Source organism: Hanamia caeni (genome assembly GCF_003721595.1).
GTDB lineage: Bacteria > Bacteroidota > Bacteroidia > Chitinophagales > Chitinophagaceae > Ginsengibacter > Ginsengibacter caeni.
Genome location: NZ_RJJR01000019.1, coordinates 37370 through 54073 on the forward strand (window position 1 = coordinate 37370; position 16704 = coordinate 54073).

Below are 16704 nucleotides of genomic sequence, written 5' to 3' on the forward strand. Positions count from 1 at the left end.
TCTCTTAATTTTATTCAAAACTCATAAAAGCTAAAATATAAGATGGATTTTGTTGATTATTACAAAACATTAGATGTTGCAAAGAATGCGTCTGCCGCTGATATTAAAAAAGCGTACCGCAAACTTGCCAGGAAATATCATCCCGACGTAAACCCGAATGACAAAGAAGCCCATAAAAAATTTCAACAGATAAATGAAGCGCACGAAGTTTTAAGCGACCCCGAAAAAAGAAAAAAATATGATCAGTATGGTGAAAACTGGAAGCATGCGGATCAATATGAACAAGCCAGGAGGCAGCAGGGGCAGCAAGCCGGCGGCGGATTTGGAGATTTTGGCGGATTTGGACAGGGTTTTGGTGGCGGCGAAGGATACACGTATTCTTCCGGCGATGAAGGAAGTTTTTCTGACTTTTTTGAATCTCTTTTTGGCGGCGGTGGAAAAAGCAGAAGAAGCCAATCCAAATATCGGGGACAAGATTATAATGCAGAACTCCGGCTGTCATTAGCAGATGCCTATACTACTCATAAACAAACACTCACTATCAACGGAAAAAATGTGCGGATAACGATTCCGGCGGGCGTTGAAAACGGCCAGCAAATCAGGCTGAAAGGCTATGGCAGCCCCGGTGCAAACGGAGGGCCCAATGGCGATCTTTTCATAACTTTCGTAATACCAAATGAACAGGACTTGAAGCGCGAAGGAAATAATCTTTACAAAACTGAAGACCTTGATCTTTATACAGCCCTGCTCGGCGGTGAAAAAACTATTGATACTTTAAGTGGTAAGATAAAGCTGAAAGTGGCGCCTGAGACGCAGAACGGCGCCAAAATCCGGTTGAAAGGAAAAGGTTTCCCGGTTTACAAAAAAGAAGGCCAGTTTGGTAATTTGTATATTACATGGAATATCAAATTGCCTACGAATCTGACGCCGAAACAAAAAGAATTATTCACCGAATTATCAAAATTATCATCCTAAAATTTTTGATATGGAAAACGATGACTTAATACCTGCTGAAGAATTTTGTGTCTATCATAACATCGAATACTCCTTTATCAGTTCTTTACAAGATTCAGGATTGATAAGGGTTACATCGGTAGAGCACAATTCCTACATTCCTTCCGATGAATTGGAAAAACTGGAAAAATTTGTGCGCCTGCACTATGATCTTGAAATCAACGTAGAAGGAATTGAGACGATAAATCATTTATTGCAAAAGATTGATTTGTTACAAAAAGAAATTTTGCATTTGCGAAATATTGCTGCTATAGCAGATCTTTCTTCAGAATAAAAATCCGTGTTATTTATTTGTCTACTACTTTTTTGCAGATAGAAAAGGCCACTCATTTCGAATCCTTGCTTTTATAAAATAAACAATACCGCCAAGAAAAATAACTACTAATCCGGCAAACATCAATTTAGTTCCGGTGGAAATAAGTATGAACAACCACATCAAAATGGCGACTATAACCGGCAATGGAAACAATGGCATTTTGTAGGGAAAATAAACTCCATTTTTACGCGATCTCAGAATCAATAAACCAACTGCCTGGCCTACAAATTGAATCATAATCCTCATTGCGAGAATAGCGCTGATGGCTTCACTCAGCTTAAAAAGCATACTGAAAATAAATGCAACGCCACCTAAAAACAATAAAGAAACATAAGGAAAGTTTTTGGTCGGATGAAGTTTTTCAAAAATTTTAAAAAACTCGCCATCCCTGGCGGCAGCATACGGGATACGGCTATAACCAAGGGTTGCAGAAAACACGGAAGCAAAAGCTACCCATAGCACCAGGCACGTAATTATGGTTGCAGCGGTATGTCCCATCAGGGCCTGCATAAATTCACTTATAACAAATTCGCTTTCTTTTGCGTCCTGCCAGGGAATAACGCTTACCACGCTTACGTTCATCATCAGGTACAAAACTGCAATGCCGATGATGGAAATCAAAATGCTTCGCGGAATATTTTTTGATGGATTTTTTATTTCGCTTCCCAAATGGCAAATATTGTAATAGCCCAAATAGCTATAAACAGATTTTACACTGGCAAATCCAATGGCAGTCACAAATGCGTAATCTACCGATAGGCCGTTATTGATATTTTTTATCGGCGATAAAAAATTTCCATGAACAATACCGCCACCAATTATCCAAAACATGGTAATAAGCACTCCGCTCCAAAGAAAGATGCTGATTTTTCCAATGGTTTCAATTCTCCGGTATAATAAAATCACAATTAAGATTACCACTCCGCCACTCACAAATTTTTCCGTATAAAATGTAAGAGGAACGAGAAATGAAAAATATTTTGCAAAGCCAATGGCTGCAGAGGCTATCACAAGCGGCGCCTGTATCATCGTTTGCCATACAAACAAAAAGCTCATCATTTTTCCGGCCTTGTTTTTTCCGTAAGCTTCTCGTAAAAAATTATAACTGCCACCGGCTTCAGGAAATGCGGCGCCCAGCTCGCTCCAAACCTGCCCGTCAACAATGGAAAGAAAAGCCCCCGCAAGCCACGCATATAAAAAGTACGGGCCGTTCATCATTCCAATTACCATCGGCAGTGTGATAAAAGGGCCAATGCCCACCATGTCAGTCATGTTAATCGCTGACGCCTGCCACAGGCTTAAACTCCGCTTCATCTCAGCCATGCAAAAAACTATTAGGTATTAAAGTGATGAAATAATTAATCGTAAATGAATTTTATAAAAATACAATCTGCTGACCAAGAAATTATATTTGTCCGGCTTTAATTTTCTCTTCCCTCCAAAATAAAAAAATGTGATAAAAATTTGTTTACTATTGTTTTTTAATTTTGAAAAAATAAATCCCGATGATCAACAGACGAAAATTTTTACAGCTTTCCACCCTTTCGGCCCCACTAGTTTCTTTAAAAAATGTTTTTAACAACGGTGCACCGCAAACCAAACCTATTGTGGTTTCTACATGGGATAATGGGCGGTTTGTAAATAAGGAAGCCTGGAAAATTCTTTCTAAAAATGGCCGTGCGCTGGATGCGGTGGAGGCAGGCGCAAGATATGTGGAAGATACCATAGACTGTTGCATCGGCCTTGGCGGCTATCCCGACCGTGATGGAATTGTTACGCTCGATTCATGCATTATGGATGAAAAAGCCAACTGTGGCTCTGTAGGCGCACTAGAAAGAATTAAGCACCCCGTATCCGTAGCAAGAAAAATTATGGAAACCACCCCCCACATCATGTTGGTAGGACAGGGAGCACAGCAATTTGCTTTGGAAAACGGATTTGAAAGGCAGCCACAAATACTTTCAGAGCCTGCAAGGCAGGCGTATGAAAACTGGTTGAAAAAAAATGAGTACAAGCCTGAAATTAATATCGAAAATAAAGATGCAGAAAGAAAAAATAAAAATGGCAATGGCCCTTTTGCGCCACAGTTTTTTGATGACGGTTCCATCAATCATGATACGATGGGATTGGTAGCTTTGGATCAATCAGGAAATATGAGCGGCGCAGTTACTACCAGTGGAATGGCTTTTAAAATTCACGGACGGGTTGGTGATTCGCCAATCATTGGCGCGGGCCTTTTTGTAGACAACGAAGTAGGCGCTGCTACTTCGAGTGGAATGGGTGAAGAGGTGATACGTATATGTGGTACGCATCTCGTTGTAGAATTTATGCGGCAGGGCTATTCGCCTGAAGTTGCCTGCCGTAAGGCAATTGAGAGAATTATTCATCGCAGTGAGGAAAAAGCAAAAAAAGTGCAGGTAGGCTTTTTGGCTTTAAATAATAAGGGAGAATATGGGGCGTATGCCATTCAAAAAGGATTTGTTTTTTCAGTGAAAAGTAATGGCGAAGAAAAAGTTTATGCTTCCAAATACTTTTATGACTTGGGCGTATCATAGGATTTGGAGTGAGAAGTGAGAGATTGAGAGGGTTTAGATGGTTTAGAAAGGTTTAGATAGTGGAGAGGTTTAGACGGTTTAGAGATTATTTTATAATTCGGATTTACCATGGAAAATAATTTAGAAATAATCGGTTTCAATATTGAAAGTTGCCTTGCCGCCCAGGAAGCAGGCGCCGATAGGATTGAGCTTTGTGGTTCGCCGGGCGAAGGAGGCACTACGCCATCCTATGGCTTAGTTCAATCAGCGAGGGAAAAACTGGAAATTGATTTGTATGTGATGATTCGCCCGCGCGGTGGAGATTTCCTGTATACTAATAATGAATTTGAAATGATGATGAAGGAGGTCGAATTCTGTAAGCGATCAGGTTGCGATGGTATCGTTACAGGCGCTCTAACTCCGGACGGCCATGTGGACAAAGAAAGATGTAAAATATTAGTTGACATTGCCTATCCTATGGGGGTTACTTTTCACCGCGCTTTCGACAGGGTGGCGGATCCGTTTGGATCTATGGAAGATCTTATAGCACTGGGTTTTGAGAGAATTCTCACATCAGGATTACAACCAAAAGCTGAGCAAAGTACCAGCCTTTTATCGCAACTAATACGCAAATCAGACGGAAGGATTATTATAATGCCGGGCTCTGGCATCAATTCCGCAAACATAATTTCAATAGCCGAAAAAACAGGCGCCAAAGAATTTCACAGTTCGGCTTCATTTTTGAAAAAAAGTGAAATGAAGTTTGTAAATAAAGAAATGAATGAAGTTTTGGAATATATTTCCGTCAACAAAGATGAAGTAAAAAATATGAAGAAACTGTTGAACAACTTTACCAAAAGCGCAAAAAAATAATTTAGAAAATATTTTCTAAAAGGATGAACCTCCGGCGGCAAATATTAAAAGAACATACCAAAGCCAATTGTGAAAAAATAATTGCCTGGGTGGGTGAGGATGTTTCCCGGTTTAATGAACTTTTCAGGTTCTTCCTTACGGATGAAAGCCGGGTAACACAAAGAGCTGCATGGCCGCTGAGCTATTGTGCGATTGCTCATCCCGGATTTATCAAAGAAAACTTTGACGAATTAATTGAAAATTTAAAAAAAGAGCCACTTCATAATGCAATCAAACGCAACACCGTTCGGCTTTTGCAATTTGTTCCCCTTCCAGAGGAATATGAAGGCGATGTGATGAATCTCTGTTTCCATTACCTTGAATCTCCAAACGAAGCGGTAGCTATTAAAGCTTTCTCTCTGACGATTTTGGGAAACCTGGCTAAAAAATATCCTGAGATAATTCCTGAAATAAAATTGCTGATAAAAACCCAAATCGATCATCAAAGTGCTGCCTTCAGGCAAAGGGCCAAAAAATTTCTTAATGATGTTCCATCCTGACGAACAGAAAATTTATTCCATGGATACCATTGCCTTTATCACACCATTTGCGGGATTAAGCCATTGAGCAAATTCTTGTTTGACGTCTGTAAAAATTGTCCGATGTGTGATGTAGTTGGAAGGATCAATTAATTTATTTTTCATCGCCAGCATCACCTTTTCAAAATCTTCTTTTGTAGCGTTCCGGCTGCTCATCAGCGTAGCTTCTCTTTTATGAAATTCAGGATGACTGAAACAAATTTCTCCTTTTTGTAAACCTATTAAAATGTATTTTCCACCGTGAGACAAATATTTAAAGCCCGTGTTAATAGCTTTCAAATTTCCTGTGGCATCTATTACCACTGTGGGCATATCACCGTTTGTAATTTCAGCAAGTTGCTGTATAACATCTTTGCCCGCCGCATTCAGCGTAAAGCTCACATGTAATTTTTCTTTACAAAACTGCAGCCGCTGCTCATTAATATCCATCGCTATCACATTAGCGCCAGCAATTTTTGCCATTTCCATAGTTCCCAAACCGATGGGGCCGGCGCCAATTACCAACACGTTTTCACCGTTCGCAATCTGCGTGCGCCTTACACCGTGAGCGCCAATAGCCAGTGGCTCTACCAATGCAAGCTCATCAAGGCTCAAACCCTCTCCATGCAATAAACTTTCGGAAGGAACCATTAAATATTCTACCATTCCGCCGTCGCAATGCACGCCGCAAACCCGGATACTGCTGCAGCAATTTGGCTTACCCATCCTGCATGCAATGCAGTGGCCACAATTAAAATATGGAATGAAAGTTACTATCTCCCCTTTTTCGAAGCCAGGCGCATTATCAAAATCAACCAGCTCCCCTGATAGTTCGTGACCTAAAATCCGTGGATAGCTGAAATACGGCTGGGTGCCTTCGAAGGCGTGCAAATCAGTGCCACAAATTCCGATACGTTTAATTTTTATGATAGCGTAACCCGGCTTCAAGTGCGGCTTTTGAAGCGTTTTATATTCAAAATTCCCAGGCTCAGTACAAACCAAAACTTTCATTTGCTTTTATTTAAATTCAATTTTAAAGCCACAAACCGGCACTTCCTGCACAGGCATTTTAAAATTCTTTTTGATAATCAGTGCATCGCCTTTTTGAGTCCACCTGATTTTCGTGTTGCTGCCCAACAAAGTGACAGAGGCAATTTTCTTATCCAATAATTTTGAATTTTTTCCAAGAGATTTAATAAGAATATCTTTTGTGGGTTCGCCCAAACAATAAGCATACAAATCATTTTCTTTTGTTGTAAAGCGAATATCCTGTGCGCTGTATTTTAATTTATCTTCATTAAAATTGGAACTTTTTACAACGGCTTCTGCAGTTGGCCTTTCTCCATAAATTTTCCACGGACGAGAGCCATAAATACCTTCGCCGTTTACAGAAGTCCACATTCCTATTTCATTTACAATTTTGATTACATCCGGCTCCAAATCGCCTTCAGGCGTTTGTACAATATTAATTAACAGGTTTCCATTCTTGCTGACGATATCTACCAACATCTGGATTATTTCTGTCGGCGTTTTATATTTCTGGCCGGTGCGGTAATACCAGTCGCCGATGGAAGTGTCTGTCTGCCATGGAAAGGGACTAATAGAATCCTGCACGCCGCGCTCTAAATCGTGCACCCACATTCCATCTGAAGGCTGCTTGCAGGTATATACCGCTTCAAGGTTTCCTCCGTTATTGGCCATATTTTGATTGTAAAAATAAGCCAGCATGTTTTCGCCGTATTCTTCAAAAGGAAACTGACTATCCGAATAGAGCAGATCAGGATGGTAATTGTCAATTAATTCTTTAATGCTAAAAAGCCACTCTCTTTGCCATTCTTTATTAATGCTTAGCCATCCATGGTCGTTGGAATCTGCTTTGGCGTGGTACAAATCCTGGTACATCGGATTAGCGCCATCATAAGGAATGCCTTTCATTGGGCCCATAGTATCTGCCCGATGGCTGGATTGAAACCAGGTAAAGCTTGCGCCCAGGTGTTCTGACACGCCAAACTTCAATCCTTCCTTTTTTGCAGCAGCCTGCCATATCCCCACCACATCTTTTTTAGGGCCATAATTCACAGAATTCCATTTATGAATTTTGGAATTCCAGAGAAAAAAATCATCATGGTGCGTGCCCATGCTCACAAAATATTTAGCGCCAGCTTTTTTATAAAGCGCCATTAATTTTTCCGGATTCCATCGCTCTGCTTTCCACAAGGGAATAATATCCTTGTATCCAAACTTAGACGGATGGCCGTAATGCGCCACATGATATTTATAGTCGTCGCTGCCTTCTTCATACATTTTCCTCGCATACCAATCGCCCTGACGGGGCACAGCCTGTGGGCCCCAATGCGCCCAGAATCCAAGCTTCGCATCACGAAACCATTCAGGATATTGGTATTGATGCAGCGATTCTTTGTTTGGTTTGAAAGTTGTTTGGGCAGGCAATAAAAAATAAAAAAACCCGCTGAAAATAACAGTGAGCAAAAAATGTTTTAGAAATTTGAATTGCATGAAATTTTGTTTGAGTTACGTTAAAGAAATTGAATCACAGGAGACGAAGCTAAAAAAAAATATTTAGCTAGATTCTAATTACCAAATGGTTTTTATCTGATAGTTATCAAAAAATTTGTCTTTTGAAATAAGAATAAAATTATTGTTTAAGCTTTGAGCAATAAGAAGTCTGTCAAACGGATCTCTATGATGAAAAGGCAAAGATGAAATAATCAATGTATCCTGAAAAGTTATCGGAAGCATCTTGAAATTGTTATTATTAATCTCTTCTCCAATCTGTTCAAACGAAGTATTCAATTCAACTCTGTTTATACTTATTTTGATTGCTTTATTGATAATCTTTAAAATCCTCAATAGGTTCATCAAAGTTTTTTTTCATCTTGAACATACCTTTGGCGCTCCCAAATTTAGCTTTACGCTTATTTGGCTTCTTATTTTTAGCCAGTAAAAAATCTATAAAATCAGAAACTTCAGATTTCAGATTATCCGGCAGATGAGAGAGTTTACTGTATAAAAGTGTATTGTCCATCGTTCTAATATTCTCTTACAAATCTAATTAAAATTAATTGTGGAGGGGCTTAATTTACCATTCCCCTTGACAAATGCCTAGTATCAATTTCAACCTTTTGGATTGATGATTGAACCACTATAATGATCCAAATACAAAATAAGAATCATCAATATTTATTGCTTTACTGGTATTTTCAATTAAAATATTTCATTTCCATCCAACACGTTATCTATTCAATTTCACTTTTATCATTGTGAAAGAATGCGGCGGAAAAGAATACACAAGTCCGTTTTCTTCTACAGAAATTTCTTTTGTTTGAGTTTTCACTTTCTGCTGATCTACTGAATTTTCATCGCTTATGTTTCCTGAATTTACGGTGTAAACAGTTGCTTTCCCCTGGAGTTTTCCAAACTGGTTTGCAATATTTGTTTCAATAGATTTTTCAAGATGACGGTTTACCACATTAATCACCAACTCGCCTGTTTTATCATTATACGCCGAAGAAACATCGAGGTAAGGAACTTTTTTATAATCGCCTGCATCATAAGTATCACAATTGAGATATGTATCCAGCGATTCGCCATAACAATTGGCAGCAAAAAGTTGTAGCGGATAGTAAATAGTTTGCTTCCAAAGTTTGTCATTCGTAATCATCATGGGTGCTATCACGTTTACCAGTTGCGCCATGTTGGCCATTTTTACGATGTCTGCGTTTCTCACAAATGTGTTCAGGTATTGCGCTACCACCAGCGCATCCTGCAAATTATAATGTTCTTCCAGTCCTTCTTTTCCACCGGTCCTATACCATACATTGTATTCATCAAAAGCAATGTATAAAGGTTTGTGTGATTTTCTTTTTTGTTGTTCAGCTTTTATAGCACCTCTCGTAATGTCTATCACATTATTTACCATTTCTGTAGAAGCCATAAATTTATAGTGATCATGGTCGCGGTTGCCGGCGTAATGATGAAGAGAAATGTAATCAACATAATCAAAAAGCCCATCAATAACAGTGGTGTTCCAATGTTGCCAATCAGCACTATAATTACTGCTGCCACTGGCCACTAGACTAATTTTATTATCGCTCCATTTCATGAGCTTGGCGGCTTCCAGCGCCTTTTTGGTATAATCTTCAGCATTCAGGTGTCCCATTTGCCATGGGCCATCCATTTCATTTCCGAGGCCCCAATATTTTATATTGTATGGCTGCACATGACCGTTTGATGCCCGCAAATTGCTGTAATAAATTCCGGTATCGGCATTGCAATATTCTACCCAATCTCTTGCTTCTTCTATAGTTCCCGTTCCCAAATTTACACACAGATAAGGCTGCACATTGGCTTCTTTTGCCCATTGCATAAACTCATCAGTGCCTACGCGGTTGGTTTCTATCGCGCCCCAGGCAAGGTCCTTCCGTTTCGGCCTTTTATCAACAGGGCCGATGCCATCCATCCAATGATAGCCACTGGCGAAATTACCGCCGGGCCAGCGATCCTGGGTAACATGCAAATCTTTAACAGCCGCTAACACGTCCTTTCTGAATCCATTTTCATCGGCCTCTTTTGAGGAAGGATCATAAATACCTCCATAAATACACCTGCCAAGATGCTCAGTAAAATTTCCATAAATTAAAGAATCAATATGGCCGATTTTTCTCTGCGCATCAATTTTAATTTCTGCTTTTAAATCCTGTGCAGATAAAGAATTTATGCCTGCAATGAGCAAAAAAAGTAAAGTAATTTGTATTTTCTTCATATCATTCTTTTTTGTTTTAATTAGTCATATCACTTTTAGAAAATAATTTCTAACTGTATAGCAAACCGGTAAATAACTGAATTTTTTATTTTGCTGAGAAGATAAATATAACAATTACTTCATCAATTCTTTCATGGTAAATGGTTCCTGGCGGCCGTGATATTTCTGACGAATGTTTTTTACTTCTTCCTCCGTTGCTTTGCTGGCTTTATTGTTCCATGCATTACGGATATACGAAATTATATCGGCGATTTCTTTATCGCCAAGACTTTCATTCGAAGCCATCGCAGGCATCGCTTCGGATACATCCGGCGGCGCATACATTTTATCTCCAACTTTTATCGGGCCCGTAAGACCATACAACACAATTGAAATCACTTTATTCTTATCGCCGAGCACCCAGTTTGAACCATTCAGCGGCGCGCCCAATCCTTTTATTCCCTCACCGTCATCGCCATGGCAAACCTTACAATTCTGCTGGAATAGCTTGAGGCCCGCCAGCATATCTTTATCCAACTTTTTGCTGGCAATTGCAGCCAGGCGCTGCTTTTCAGCATTCTGAATTACGGCCTGCAATCGTTTTGCAAAAAAATCAGCAGTATCTTTTACAGTTTGTTGATAGAACAGGAGGAATGGTTTTTCTTTATCATGAAGACCGCTGATTACGGCATCGGCAACGAACGGATTTCCGGGAAATTGATTGAGAATCTTCATCAGCAAATCATTGCCCTGAGGAGTATACCTTATGATTGCCGCGCCAAGATAAGCAAGGTAAGGCGCGGTTCCGGGAACATTTTGCTGCAACATAGCATCGTATTTCGGAAGCCAGAAATCAGCGTCTTTTTTACTATGCATGATTGCGATAGCGCAAGTTAATATCTGCTGTTGCATCTCAAAAGAAGACGATGGCCAGATTTCCTCCAGGTCTTTATTGCTTATTCCACCCAATCCTTCCAAAGCCCACATGGCATTGATTTTACCAATCAGGTTTGTATCGGTCTTAAGCATTTTTCGAAGAGACGATGCAAGGTTTTTCAACTGTTTGTCAAAAATATAATTGTGTGCCGTTTCACGAAGCCATTGATTGGAGCTGTTTAAGTAAGATAAAAGAGAATCATTGTTTTCATTAAATGAAGGCGTTGTTAAGCTGGTGCCTTTCTTTGTCACTTTATAAATTCTCCCACAGTTAAGTGGTGTTTCCAAACCTCTCGCAATGGCTTCACTAGCGAGATAAGGCGTCAGGTAAGTTTTGTGTTGAATAATTCCGCGATACATGTCTAACACATATAAAGCGCCATCAGGCCCCACATACAAATTTACCGGCCTGAAACGTTCGTCGTCACTGGCCAAAAATTCTTTATCATGATACGCTTCTTTTCCCGTGGTGGAATCCGGATGAAAAGTAAGTACATCACGCTTGATTAAATTTCCGGCAGGCTCTGCCACAAATACATTATTATAATATTCTTTTCCGAAAGCAGGGCTGTTGAAAACAAGAGGGGCGCATGCTGCAGTAAAATTTATCAAGCGCAAACTATCATCCAAAACATCTTTCAGGTAGCCACGGTTCACGCCCGGCGTTGGGTGTATCGGAAATACGCTGTTATCAGAAACGATGCCCTCATCAAAACCTGCAACCCTAGCCTGATGCGGATTATTGGCGCCCAGCGACGGCGAAAAATAATCTCCCAATAAATTAAAAGAATTATTGTTGTAATACAATCTTCCGAATTCATCCTGCGAAATGCCCCATTGGCCGCGAAAATGAGTATGCTCTTTCAGCCATTTATTTTTACCTACCCTGCGATAACGGTTGGCCGATTTTGCATTGTATATCCAGTTATCCAGTCCGCGCAATAAGCCATTGGGCTGGTGTTCTGTGTTTCCTCCTTTTGCATAATCGCTGTCCACTAAAAATTTTTGGCCAGCCTTATCACCATTTTTTTCTACAAACCACAACTTTGGCGGCTCAGCCACGAGGATGCCATCATCAAACAAACAAAGAGCGCGGGGCATCACGAGCGAATCCATAAAAACCTTTCGGTCATCAAATACACCATCATGATTTTTGTCTTCGAGAATTACAATTTTACCAACCGGCTCCTGCTCGCCATTACCGGAAGTATCGGGCATGTAAGCATTCATTTCCACAACCCACAACCTGCCTTGATTATCAAAGCTGGAAGCCACGGGAGCACTCACCAACGGTTCCGAGGCAGCTAACTGAATTTGGAAATTTTTTTCTAAAACAAAATGCTTCAACGTTTCAGAAGGAGCAAGAACCGGAGATTCCTTTTTGTCTAATTTTTTTCTTAATTCTTCTTTCGTAAGCTGTTTGTTTCCTTGCTGGCAGCCCGTTCCGAATAGCAGCGCTGAAAAAATGGTTATCAAAAAAGAAGAACGATTGGATTTTAAGCGATTGGATTTTGAAAAATGCCCTTTCATTTGGCTTGAGAAGTATTTGAAATTTTTGATGGATAATTATCCAACGAATTTCGGTAAAAACATTTTAAAAAACTGATAGTTTTAAAATGGGAAAAAAATCCAATTCTCAGTTTTGAAAATAAGCAAATTTTTTTTAAAGAAAATTTACAGTGAAGGAACAATTAAGCCGCTTTTTATTCTCGACAGGAATATTAAAAAACTTCCTGCAGCTCGCGGGTTTTGATTTTATAGTTTCTTGTCTTTTTCTTGTTATGCTTTTTGCCCCACCAAATATAAAAGCCGGTAATGGGTAAAGAAGCAGTAATCAGCGACGCAAAAAAAGCAAGAATTTTTCCGGTAAGGCCGAGCACAGCCCCTACATGGATATCATAATTCATACGCGCCAATTTATCTGCTACCGAGGTATTTTTATAACGGCCATAAAGACTGGTCACCGGTATTTCTTCCAAAGAATTTTGATCAAAATAACGGTAATCTGTTTTCCAATAAGTGGACGCATCAGGATTGGCGCCTGCTGCAATTGCCGAAGAATCGTTGGCCGCATAATGAACTTCAATTGTCTCTGCATTTGTATAATGAGCTTTCATTATTTCATATACTTTATCTTCCGCAGAAATTGCCGATTTGTTTGAAGCCACTGTTTTAGAAACGGGCTCATAGTAAGCCGGTAACGTTTTTCCTCCCGAGCTTACCCAATAGACCGATTTGGCAAACCATTGAAATCCCATAATCATCGCGGATAAAGCCAGGATAATTGCCACCCATGTGATGTAAAAGCCGAGTACATTATGCAGATCATAATTTCTTCTCCGCCAGCGCACATTCCATCTTATTTTAAAGCGCTGTTTTGTGGCGGCTTTATTGCGCGGCCACCACAGAACAACGCCGGTGATTAACAATATCAAAAAAATAAACGTAGCCCATGTAACTATTGGCTGGCCTATGTTTGGTGGCAGCCATAAATAATAATGCCCCATTACTATTATCCGAAAAAAATCTTTATCCATATTCTTCACCTTCAACACTTTTCCGGTGTAGGGATTCATAAAAATGGTATAATAATAATCAAGGTCATGATAAAAAATCATTTGCGCGGCTTCTTTTTTGGAACCATACAACACACTGTGCAACGTCTTTCCCGGAAGCAAACGAGTAGCCGTTTCTTTCAAAACAGAAGGCGAAAGAAATGATTGTTCCTGCGGCTCAACATATCTGAAAGTTTGCAGCGTTTCTATTTCCCTTTGGAAGGAAAGTATGCAACCCGTGATTCCGAGAAATACGATTATTATTCCGGAAGCCATGCCCAGCCAGAGATGCGATACGCTGATGATTTTTTTAAAAGTCATAACCTGTAATCAGAATTTATTCTTATTCTTTGTTTTAACCTTGTATTTCTATTTATTATTTTGATTAAACAACCGGGGGCAGACCTGTAAGGTTTTGAAAACCTTACAGGTCTTTAAAGCACGTGACTTTTAAAATTTAAAAGAAATACTTCCCGTTACACTTCTCAGTTTCTGTGGATTCATTGTTGTATATCCTATCCAATATTCTTTGTTCGTAAGATTGTCCATTTTTAAACCAATCCTGTATTTAGGCTGGTCAAAAAATACAGTGGCATTTAGAATAACACGCTCCGGCAATGTGAAAACGCCGTAATACACACTGTTCACAATTTTGTTATCGCTCGCATAATTTCCGCCAAATCCAAAGCCAAGGCCTTTCGCCTTTCCATAAAGCAAGCTATACCCTATCCAAAGATTGGCAGCATAAGGCGACATCGCCGTTGCCGGCCTGCGACCCTGCACGTCAGGATCTGCTTTATCATATTTTGATTCATTATAGCTAAATCCAACAATTACATTAAGTCCTGTGGCGGGTTTCGCGAGAATCTCTGCTTCAATTCCTTTGCTCAGTTGTGTTCCATCCTGGATAGAAAAATTGGGATTTTCAGCATAAGGGCGAACAATATTTTTCACTTCAATATCGTAATAACTAACGGTTCCATTTAACCTTCCGCCAAATGCATTTAATTTAATTCCACCTTCAATCTGATTGGCTTGCTCAGGCTTAAAAGTTTTGCCTTCATAATCAGTTCCGGCCACATTGGTGAAGCCATTTTGATAATTTGCAAAAAGAGAAATTTTATCTTTTACCGGTTGATACACTAATCCGAATTTTGGCGAGAATGAAGTCTGCTCATATTCTCCGGAATATTTTCCTGTAGCCTGGTCAAAGTTGCCAAGGTTATGAAAATGATCCGCACGAATAGCAGCAGACGCAATCAGTTTGTCAGTGATATTGAGAACATCAGCTACATAAGCGCTGTAGGTATTATTTTTATAGCGATAAGGATAAGTCCATGGCGTGTTATTTTGTAATGCCTTGTTCAGATTGTCTTTATCAAAATTTCCGTAAGCCGGAATAGTTCCGCTTTTAGGAATGGTGTCGAAATCCAAACCATAAAAAAGCTGGTTGGAATTTTGCGCGAAAAAATCAAGGCCACCGACGAAGCGGTTTCTTAAATTTCCAATTTTGAAATCGCCAATAAAATTTTGTTGAATCTCGGTTGCCTGGGCGGTACTGTTAGCAGTGGATTGGTCAGCCCTTGCAAGATAATCTGCGCCGGTAGCATCAGGATTTCCGGTTACCACAGAATTGGGAATTACATAGAAATAAGCATAAGGTCCGTCAGAAAAACTATTGGTGCTGCTAAAATTAGTTTGCGAGCGCCATTGGCTGGAGATTTTATAATCCATTTGCGCAAAATAATTTTGGTTTTTGGAAACCTGCTGAATGTCCTGTGCGCTATAACTTCTGTTATAATCAATTCCCAACTCTTTGGGATTGGTTGCATTCAATTGTGAAGTGGGGAAGTAAAAGAAAATAAATTGTTTGGAAGTATTAGCACCATTATACAATTCTGCATCAAATGAAAAAGACAACCGGTCATTGGCTTTTATGGTAAGGCTTGGCGCCAAAATATATCCTTTTGAAAATCCATTATCCTGGAATGTGCCTTCATAATTATAAGCGGCATTCATGCGGAATAAAATGCGCCTGTTAGAATCAAGCGGCGTATTAAAATCGGCAGACAAGCGGTTGAAGCTATAGCTTCCTGTTGAATAAGAAACTTCTCCGCCTAATTTATCATAAGGCTTTTTGGTGATGCGATTAATCAATCCGCCATAAGACGTCAGAGGGCTTCCATACAGCGTGGCAGATGGGCCTTTGATTACTTCTACGCTTTCGATATTGGCTGCGTCAATACGGCTGGTAATATTTCCGGCAACGCCGTTTCGTAACTGGCTTGATAATATAAAGCCACGCGAATTGTAGTATGCGCCGCCATCTCCGCCGCGACCTGTAGCTTCCCACATTTTCTGAATCCCTGCGGCGTTGGCAACTGCATCGTCAACCGAATAGACCATTTGTTGCTTCAAAAGATCTTTGGTGATAGTGGTGTACACCTGTGAATTTTCTAAATTTTTTAAAGGAATTTTCGCAACATAATCACTTGTTGGTTGCACTAATTTATAGCGGTTCGCTGTGACGATTACTTCCTGCAATTTTTTTTCAGATATCTCCAGTTGCAGATGAACCAGGGCCGTTTTTCCTTCATCTACATCAACCTTCTTTTCGATGGCTTCATATCCTATCAAATGAACTCCTACAAAATATTCTCCGGCAGAGATGTTTTTAAAATGAAAATTTCCATCATCATCTGTGATTGCATTTCTTTTGGTTCCTTTTAATGTAACCGTAACACCCACGGCCGGCAAGCCTTCATTGGTTACGATGGTTCCTTTTATATTTGAGCTTCCATCTTCATCGCCTTCTGCATGAAGAACAGAAAATGGAGCAACGAACATGAGCAGAAAAAAGATATACCGATAAAGTATCCCGGACTTTTTGAATTGAATCATATTAATTTTTACTTACAGTTTTACGAATTATTAAGAATTGCAAAAATTATGTAAGCGTACCAATATGATTTCCGAAATCGGGAAAACGATTTTCGAAATTGGGAAAACACTCGTTAAGAAAAATAGAAATTAGCAGCTAACATCCTCCCTTATGCAGTACAGGCAAGCACTTCAGCATTTTTAAAAAAATAGAATTTGATATAGTCAGGAATAGCGGTAAATAAACAAATAACTGGATTTTATTTTTCTGCTTTAG

14 protein-coding genes are annotated in these 16704 nt (G+C 39.7%); 5 read left to right on the plus strand and 9 right to left on the minus strand.

Features of this window, described 5'->3' with window-relative positions; translation table 11 throughout:
- The first annotated feature begins 42 nt into the window (after positions 1-42).
- Together EFY79_RS18805 and EFY79_RS18810 are read left to right on the plus strand one after the other, a co-directional pair.
- A complete protein-coding gene (locus tag EFY79_RS18805; RefSeq protein WP_123122293.1) occupies positions 43-975 on the plus strand; it encodes a DnaJ C-terminal domain-containing protein in 933 nt (310 codons plus the stop codon).
- Between the two features lie 10 nt (positions 976-985).
- Positions 986-1288 carry a chaperone modulator CbpM gene (locus tag EFY79_RS18810; RefSeq protein WP_123122294.1) on the plus strand — a complete coding sequence of 101 codons (303 nt, stop codon included), beginning with the start codon at positions 986-988 and terminating at the stop codon, positions 1286-1288.
- Between the two features lie 24 nt (positions 1289-1312).
- Here the strand turns inward: EFY79_RS18810 and EFY79_RS18815 are convergent, their stop codons facing one another.
- Entirely contained in the window at positions 1313-2653 is a 1341-nt protein-coding gene (locus EFY79_RS18815) for an APC family permease (protein ID WP_123122295.1), read from the minus strand.
- A gap of 182 nt (positions 2654-2835) precedes the next feature.
- Here EFY79_RS18815 and EFY79_RS18820 point away from each other — a divergent pair, with 182 nt between their 5' ends.
- The 3 genes from EFY79_RS18820 (at position 2836) to EFY79_RS18830 (ending at position 5276) form a co-directional block, all read left to right on the plus strand.
- Positions 2836-3885, plus strand: a complete 1050-nt coding sequence (locus EFY79_RS18820; protein WP_123122296.1) for a N(4)-(beta-N-acetylglucosaminyl)-L-asparaginase — start codon at positions 2836-2838, stop codon at positions 3883-3885.
- 108 nt (positions 3886-3993) lie between these two features.
- Complete coding sequence (locus EFY79_RS18825) at positions 3994-4737, plus strand: copper homeostasis protein CutC (RefSeq protein ID WP_123122297.1); 744 nt, start codon at positions 3994-3996, stop codon at positions 4735-4737.
- Positions 4738-4760: 23 nt separating this feature from the next.
- Positions 4761-5276 carry a hypothetical protein gene (locus tag EFY79_RS18830; protein WP_123122298.1) on the plus strand — a complete coding sequence of 172 codons (516 nt, stop codon included), beginning with the start codon at positions 4761-4763 and terminating at the stop codon, positions 5274-5276.
- 12 nt (positions 5277-5288) lie between these two features.
- On the opposite strand, the gene EFY79_RS18835 is transcribed toward EFY79_RS18830, so the two are convergent.
- From EFY79_RS18835 to EFY79_RS18870, 8 genes are all read right to left on the minus strand, one after another.
- Positions 5289-6305: a zinc-binding alcohol dehydrogenase family protein gene (locus EFY79_RS18835; RefSeq protein ID WP_123122299.1), complete on the minus strand. Its 1017-nt coding sequence runs from the start codon at positions 6303-6305 to the stop codon at positions 5289-5291.
- A 6-nt stretch (positions 6306-6311) separates the two neighbouring features.
- A complete protein-coding gene (locus tag EFY79_RS18840) occupies positions 6312-7811 on the minus strand; it encodes an alpha-L-fucosidase (RefSeq protein WP_123122300.1) in 1500 nt (499 codons plus the stop codon).
- A 78-nt stretch (positions 7812-7889) separates the two neighbouring features.
- Positions 7890-8174 carry a type II toxin-antitoxin system VapC family toxin gene (locus tag EFY79_RS22055; protein WP_123122301.1) on the minus strand — a complete coding sequence of 95 codons (285 nt, stop codon included), beginning with the start codon at positions 8172-8174 and terminating at the stop codon, positions 7890-7892.
- Positions 8140-8340 carry a type II toxin-antitoxin system VapB family antitoxin gene (gene vapB / locus EFY79_RS18850; protein ID WP_123122302.1) on the minus strand — a complete coding sequence of 67 codons (201 nt, stop codon included), beginning with the start codon at positions 8338-8340 and terminating at the stop codon, positions 8140-8142. Before vapB ends, EFY79_RS22055 begins: the two co-directional genes overlap by 35 nt.
- Before the next feature lie 207 nt (positions 8341-8547).
- Positions 8548-10077, minus strand: a complete 1530-nt coding sequence (locus EFY79_RS18855; protein WP_123122303.1) for an alpha-N-arabinofuranosidase — start codon at positions 10075-10077, stop codon at positions 8548-8550.
- Positions 10078-10191: 114 nt separating this feature from the next.
- Positions 10192-12522: a DUF7133 domain-containing protein gene (locus EFY79_RS18860; protein ID WP_123122304.1), complete on the minus strand. Its 2331-nt coding sequence runs from the start codon at positions 12520-12522 to the stop codon at positions 10192-10194.
- A gap of 191 nt (positions 12523-12713) precedes the next feature.
- Positions 12714-13868 (minus strand): PepSY-associated TM helix domain-containing protein, encoded by a 1155-nt coding sequence (locus EFY79_RS18865; protein WP_123122305.1) that lies wholly within the window; start codon positions 13866-13868, stop codon positions 12714-12716.
- Between the two features lie 129 nt (positions 13869-13997).
- Positions 13998-16448, minus strand: a complete 2451-nt coding sequence (locus EFY79_RS18870; protein WP_123122306.1) for a TonB-dependent receptor — start codon at positions 16446-16448, stop codon at positions 13998-14000.
- Positions 16449-16704 lie beyond the last annotated feature (256 nt).

Excerpts from the sequence above, each read along its gene's own strand:
- EFY79_RS18805 (WP_123122293.1), top strand. The coding sequence starts at position 43 with ATGGATTTTGTTGATTATTACAAAACATTAGATGTTGCAAAGAATGCG.
- EFY79_RS18810 (WP_123122294.1), top strand. The coding sequence starts at position 986 with ATGGAAAACGATGACTTAATACCTGCTGAAGAATTTTGTGTCTATCAT.
- EFY79_RS18815 (WP_123122295.1), bottom strand. The coding sequence starts at position 2,653 with ATGGCTGAGATGAAGCGGAGTTTAAGCCTGTGGCAGGCGTCAGCGATT.
- EFY79_RS18820 (WP_123122296.1), top strand. The coding sequence starts at position 2,836 with ATGATCAACAGACGAAAATTTTTACAGCTTTCCACCCTTTCGGCCCCA.
- EFY79_RS18825 (WP_123122297.1), top strand. The coding sequence starts at position 3,994 with ATGGAAAATAATTTAGAAATAATCGGTTTCAATATTGAAAGTTGCCTT.
- EFY79_RS18830 (WP_123122298.1), top strand. The coding sequence starts at position 4,761 with ATGAACCTCCGGCGGCAAATATTAAAAGAACATACCAAAGCCAATTGT.
- EFY79_RS18835 (WP_123122299.1), bottom strand. The coding sequence starts at position 6,305 with ATGAAAGTTTTGGTTTGTACTGAGCCTGGGAATTTTGAATATAAAACG.
- EFY79_RS18840 (WP_123122300.1), bottom strand. The coding sequence starts at position 7,811 with ATGCAATTCAAATTTCTAAAACATTTTTTGCTCACTGTTATTTTCAGC.
- EFY79_RS22055 (WP_123122301.1), bottom strand. The coding sequence starts at position 8,174 with ATGAACCTATTGAGGATTTTAAAGATTATCAATAAAGCAATCAAAATA.
- vapB (WP_123122302.1), bottom strand. The coding sequence starts at position 8,340 with ATGGACAATACACTTTTATACAGTAAACTCTCTCATCTGCCGGATAAT.
- EFY79_RS18855 (WP_123122303.1), bottom strand. The coding sequence starts at position 10,077 with ATGAAGAAAATACAAATTACTTTACTTTTTTTGCTCATTGCAGGCATA.
- EFY79_RS18860 (WP_123122304.1), bottom strand. The coding sequence starts at position 12,522 with ATGAAAGGGCATTTTTCAAAATCCAATCGCTTAAAATCCAATCGTTCT.
- EFY79_RS18865 (WP_123122305.1), bottom strand. The coding sequence starts at position 13,868 with ATGACTTTTAAAAAAATCATCAGCGTATCGCATCTCTGGCTGGGCATG.
- EFY79_RS18870 (WP_123122306.1), bottom strand. The coding sequence starts at position 16,448 with ATGATTCAATTCAAAAAGTCCGGGATACTTTATCGGTATATCTTTTTT.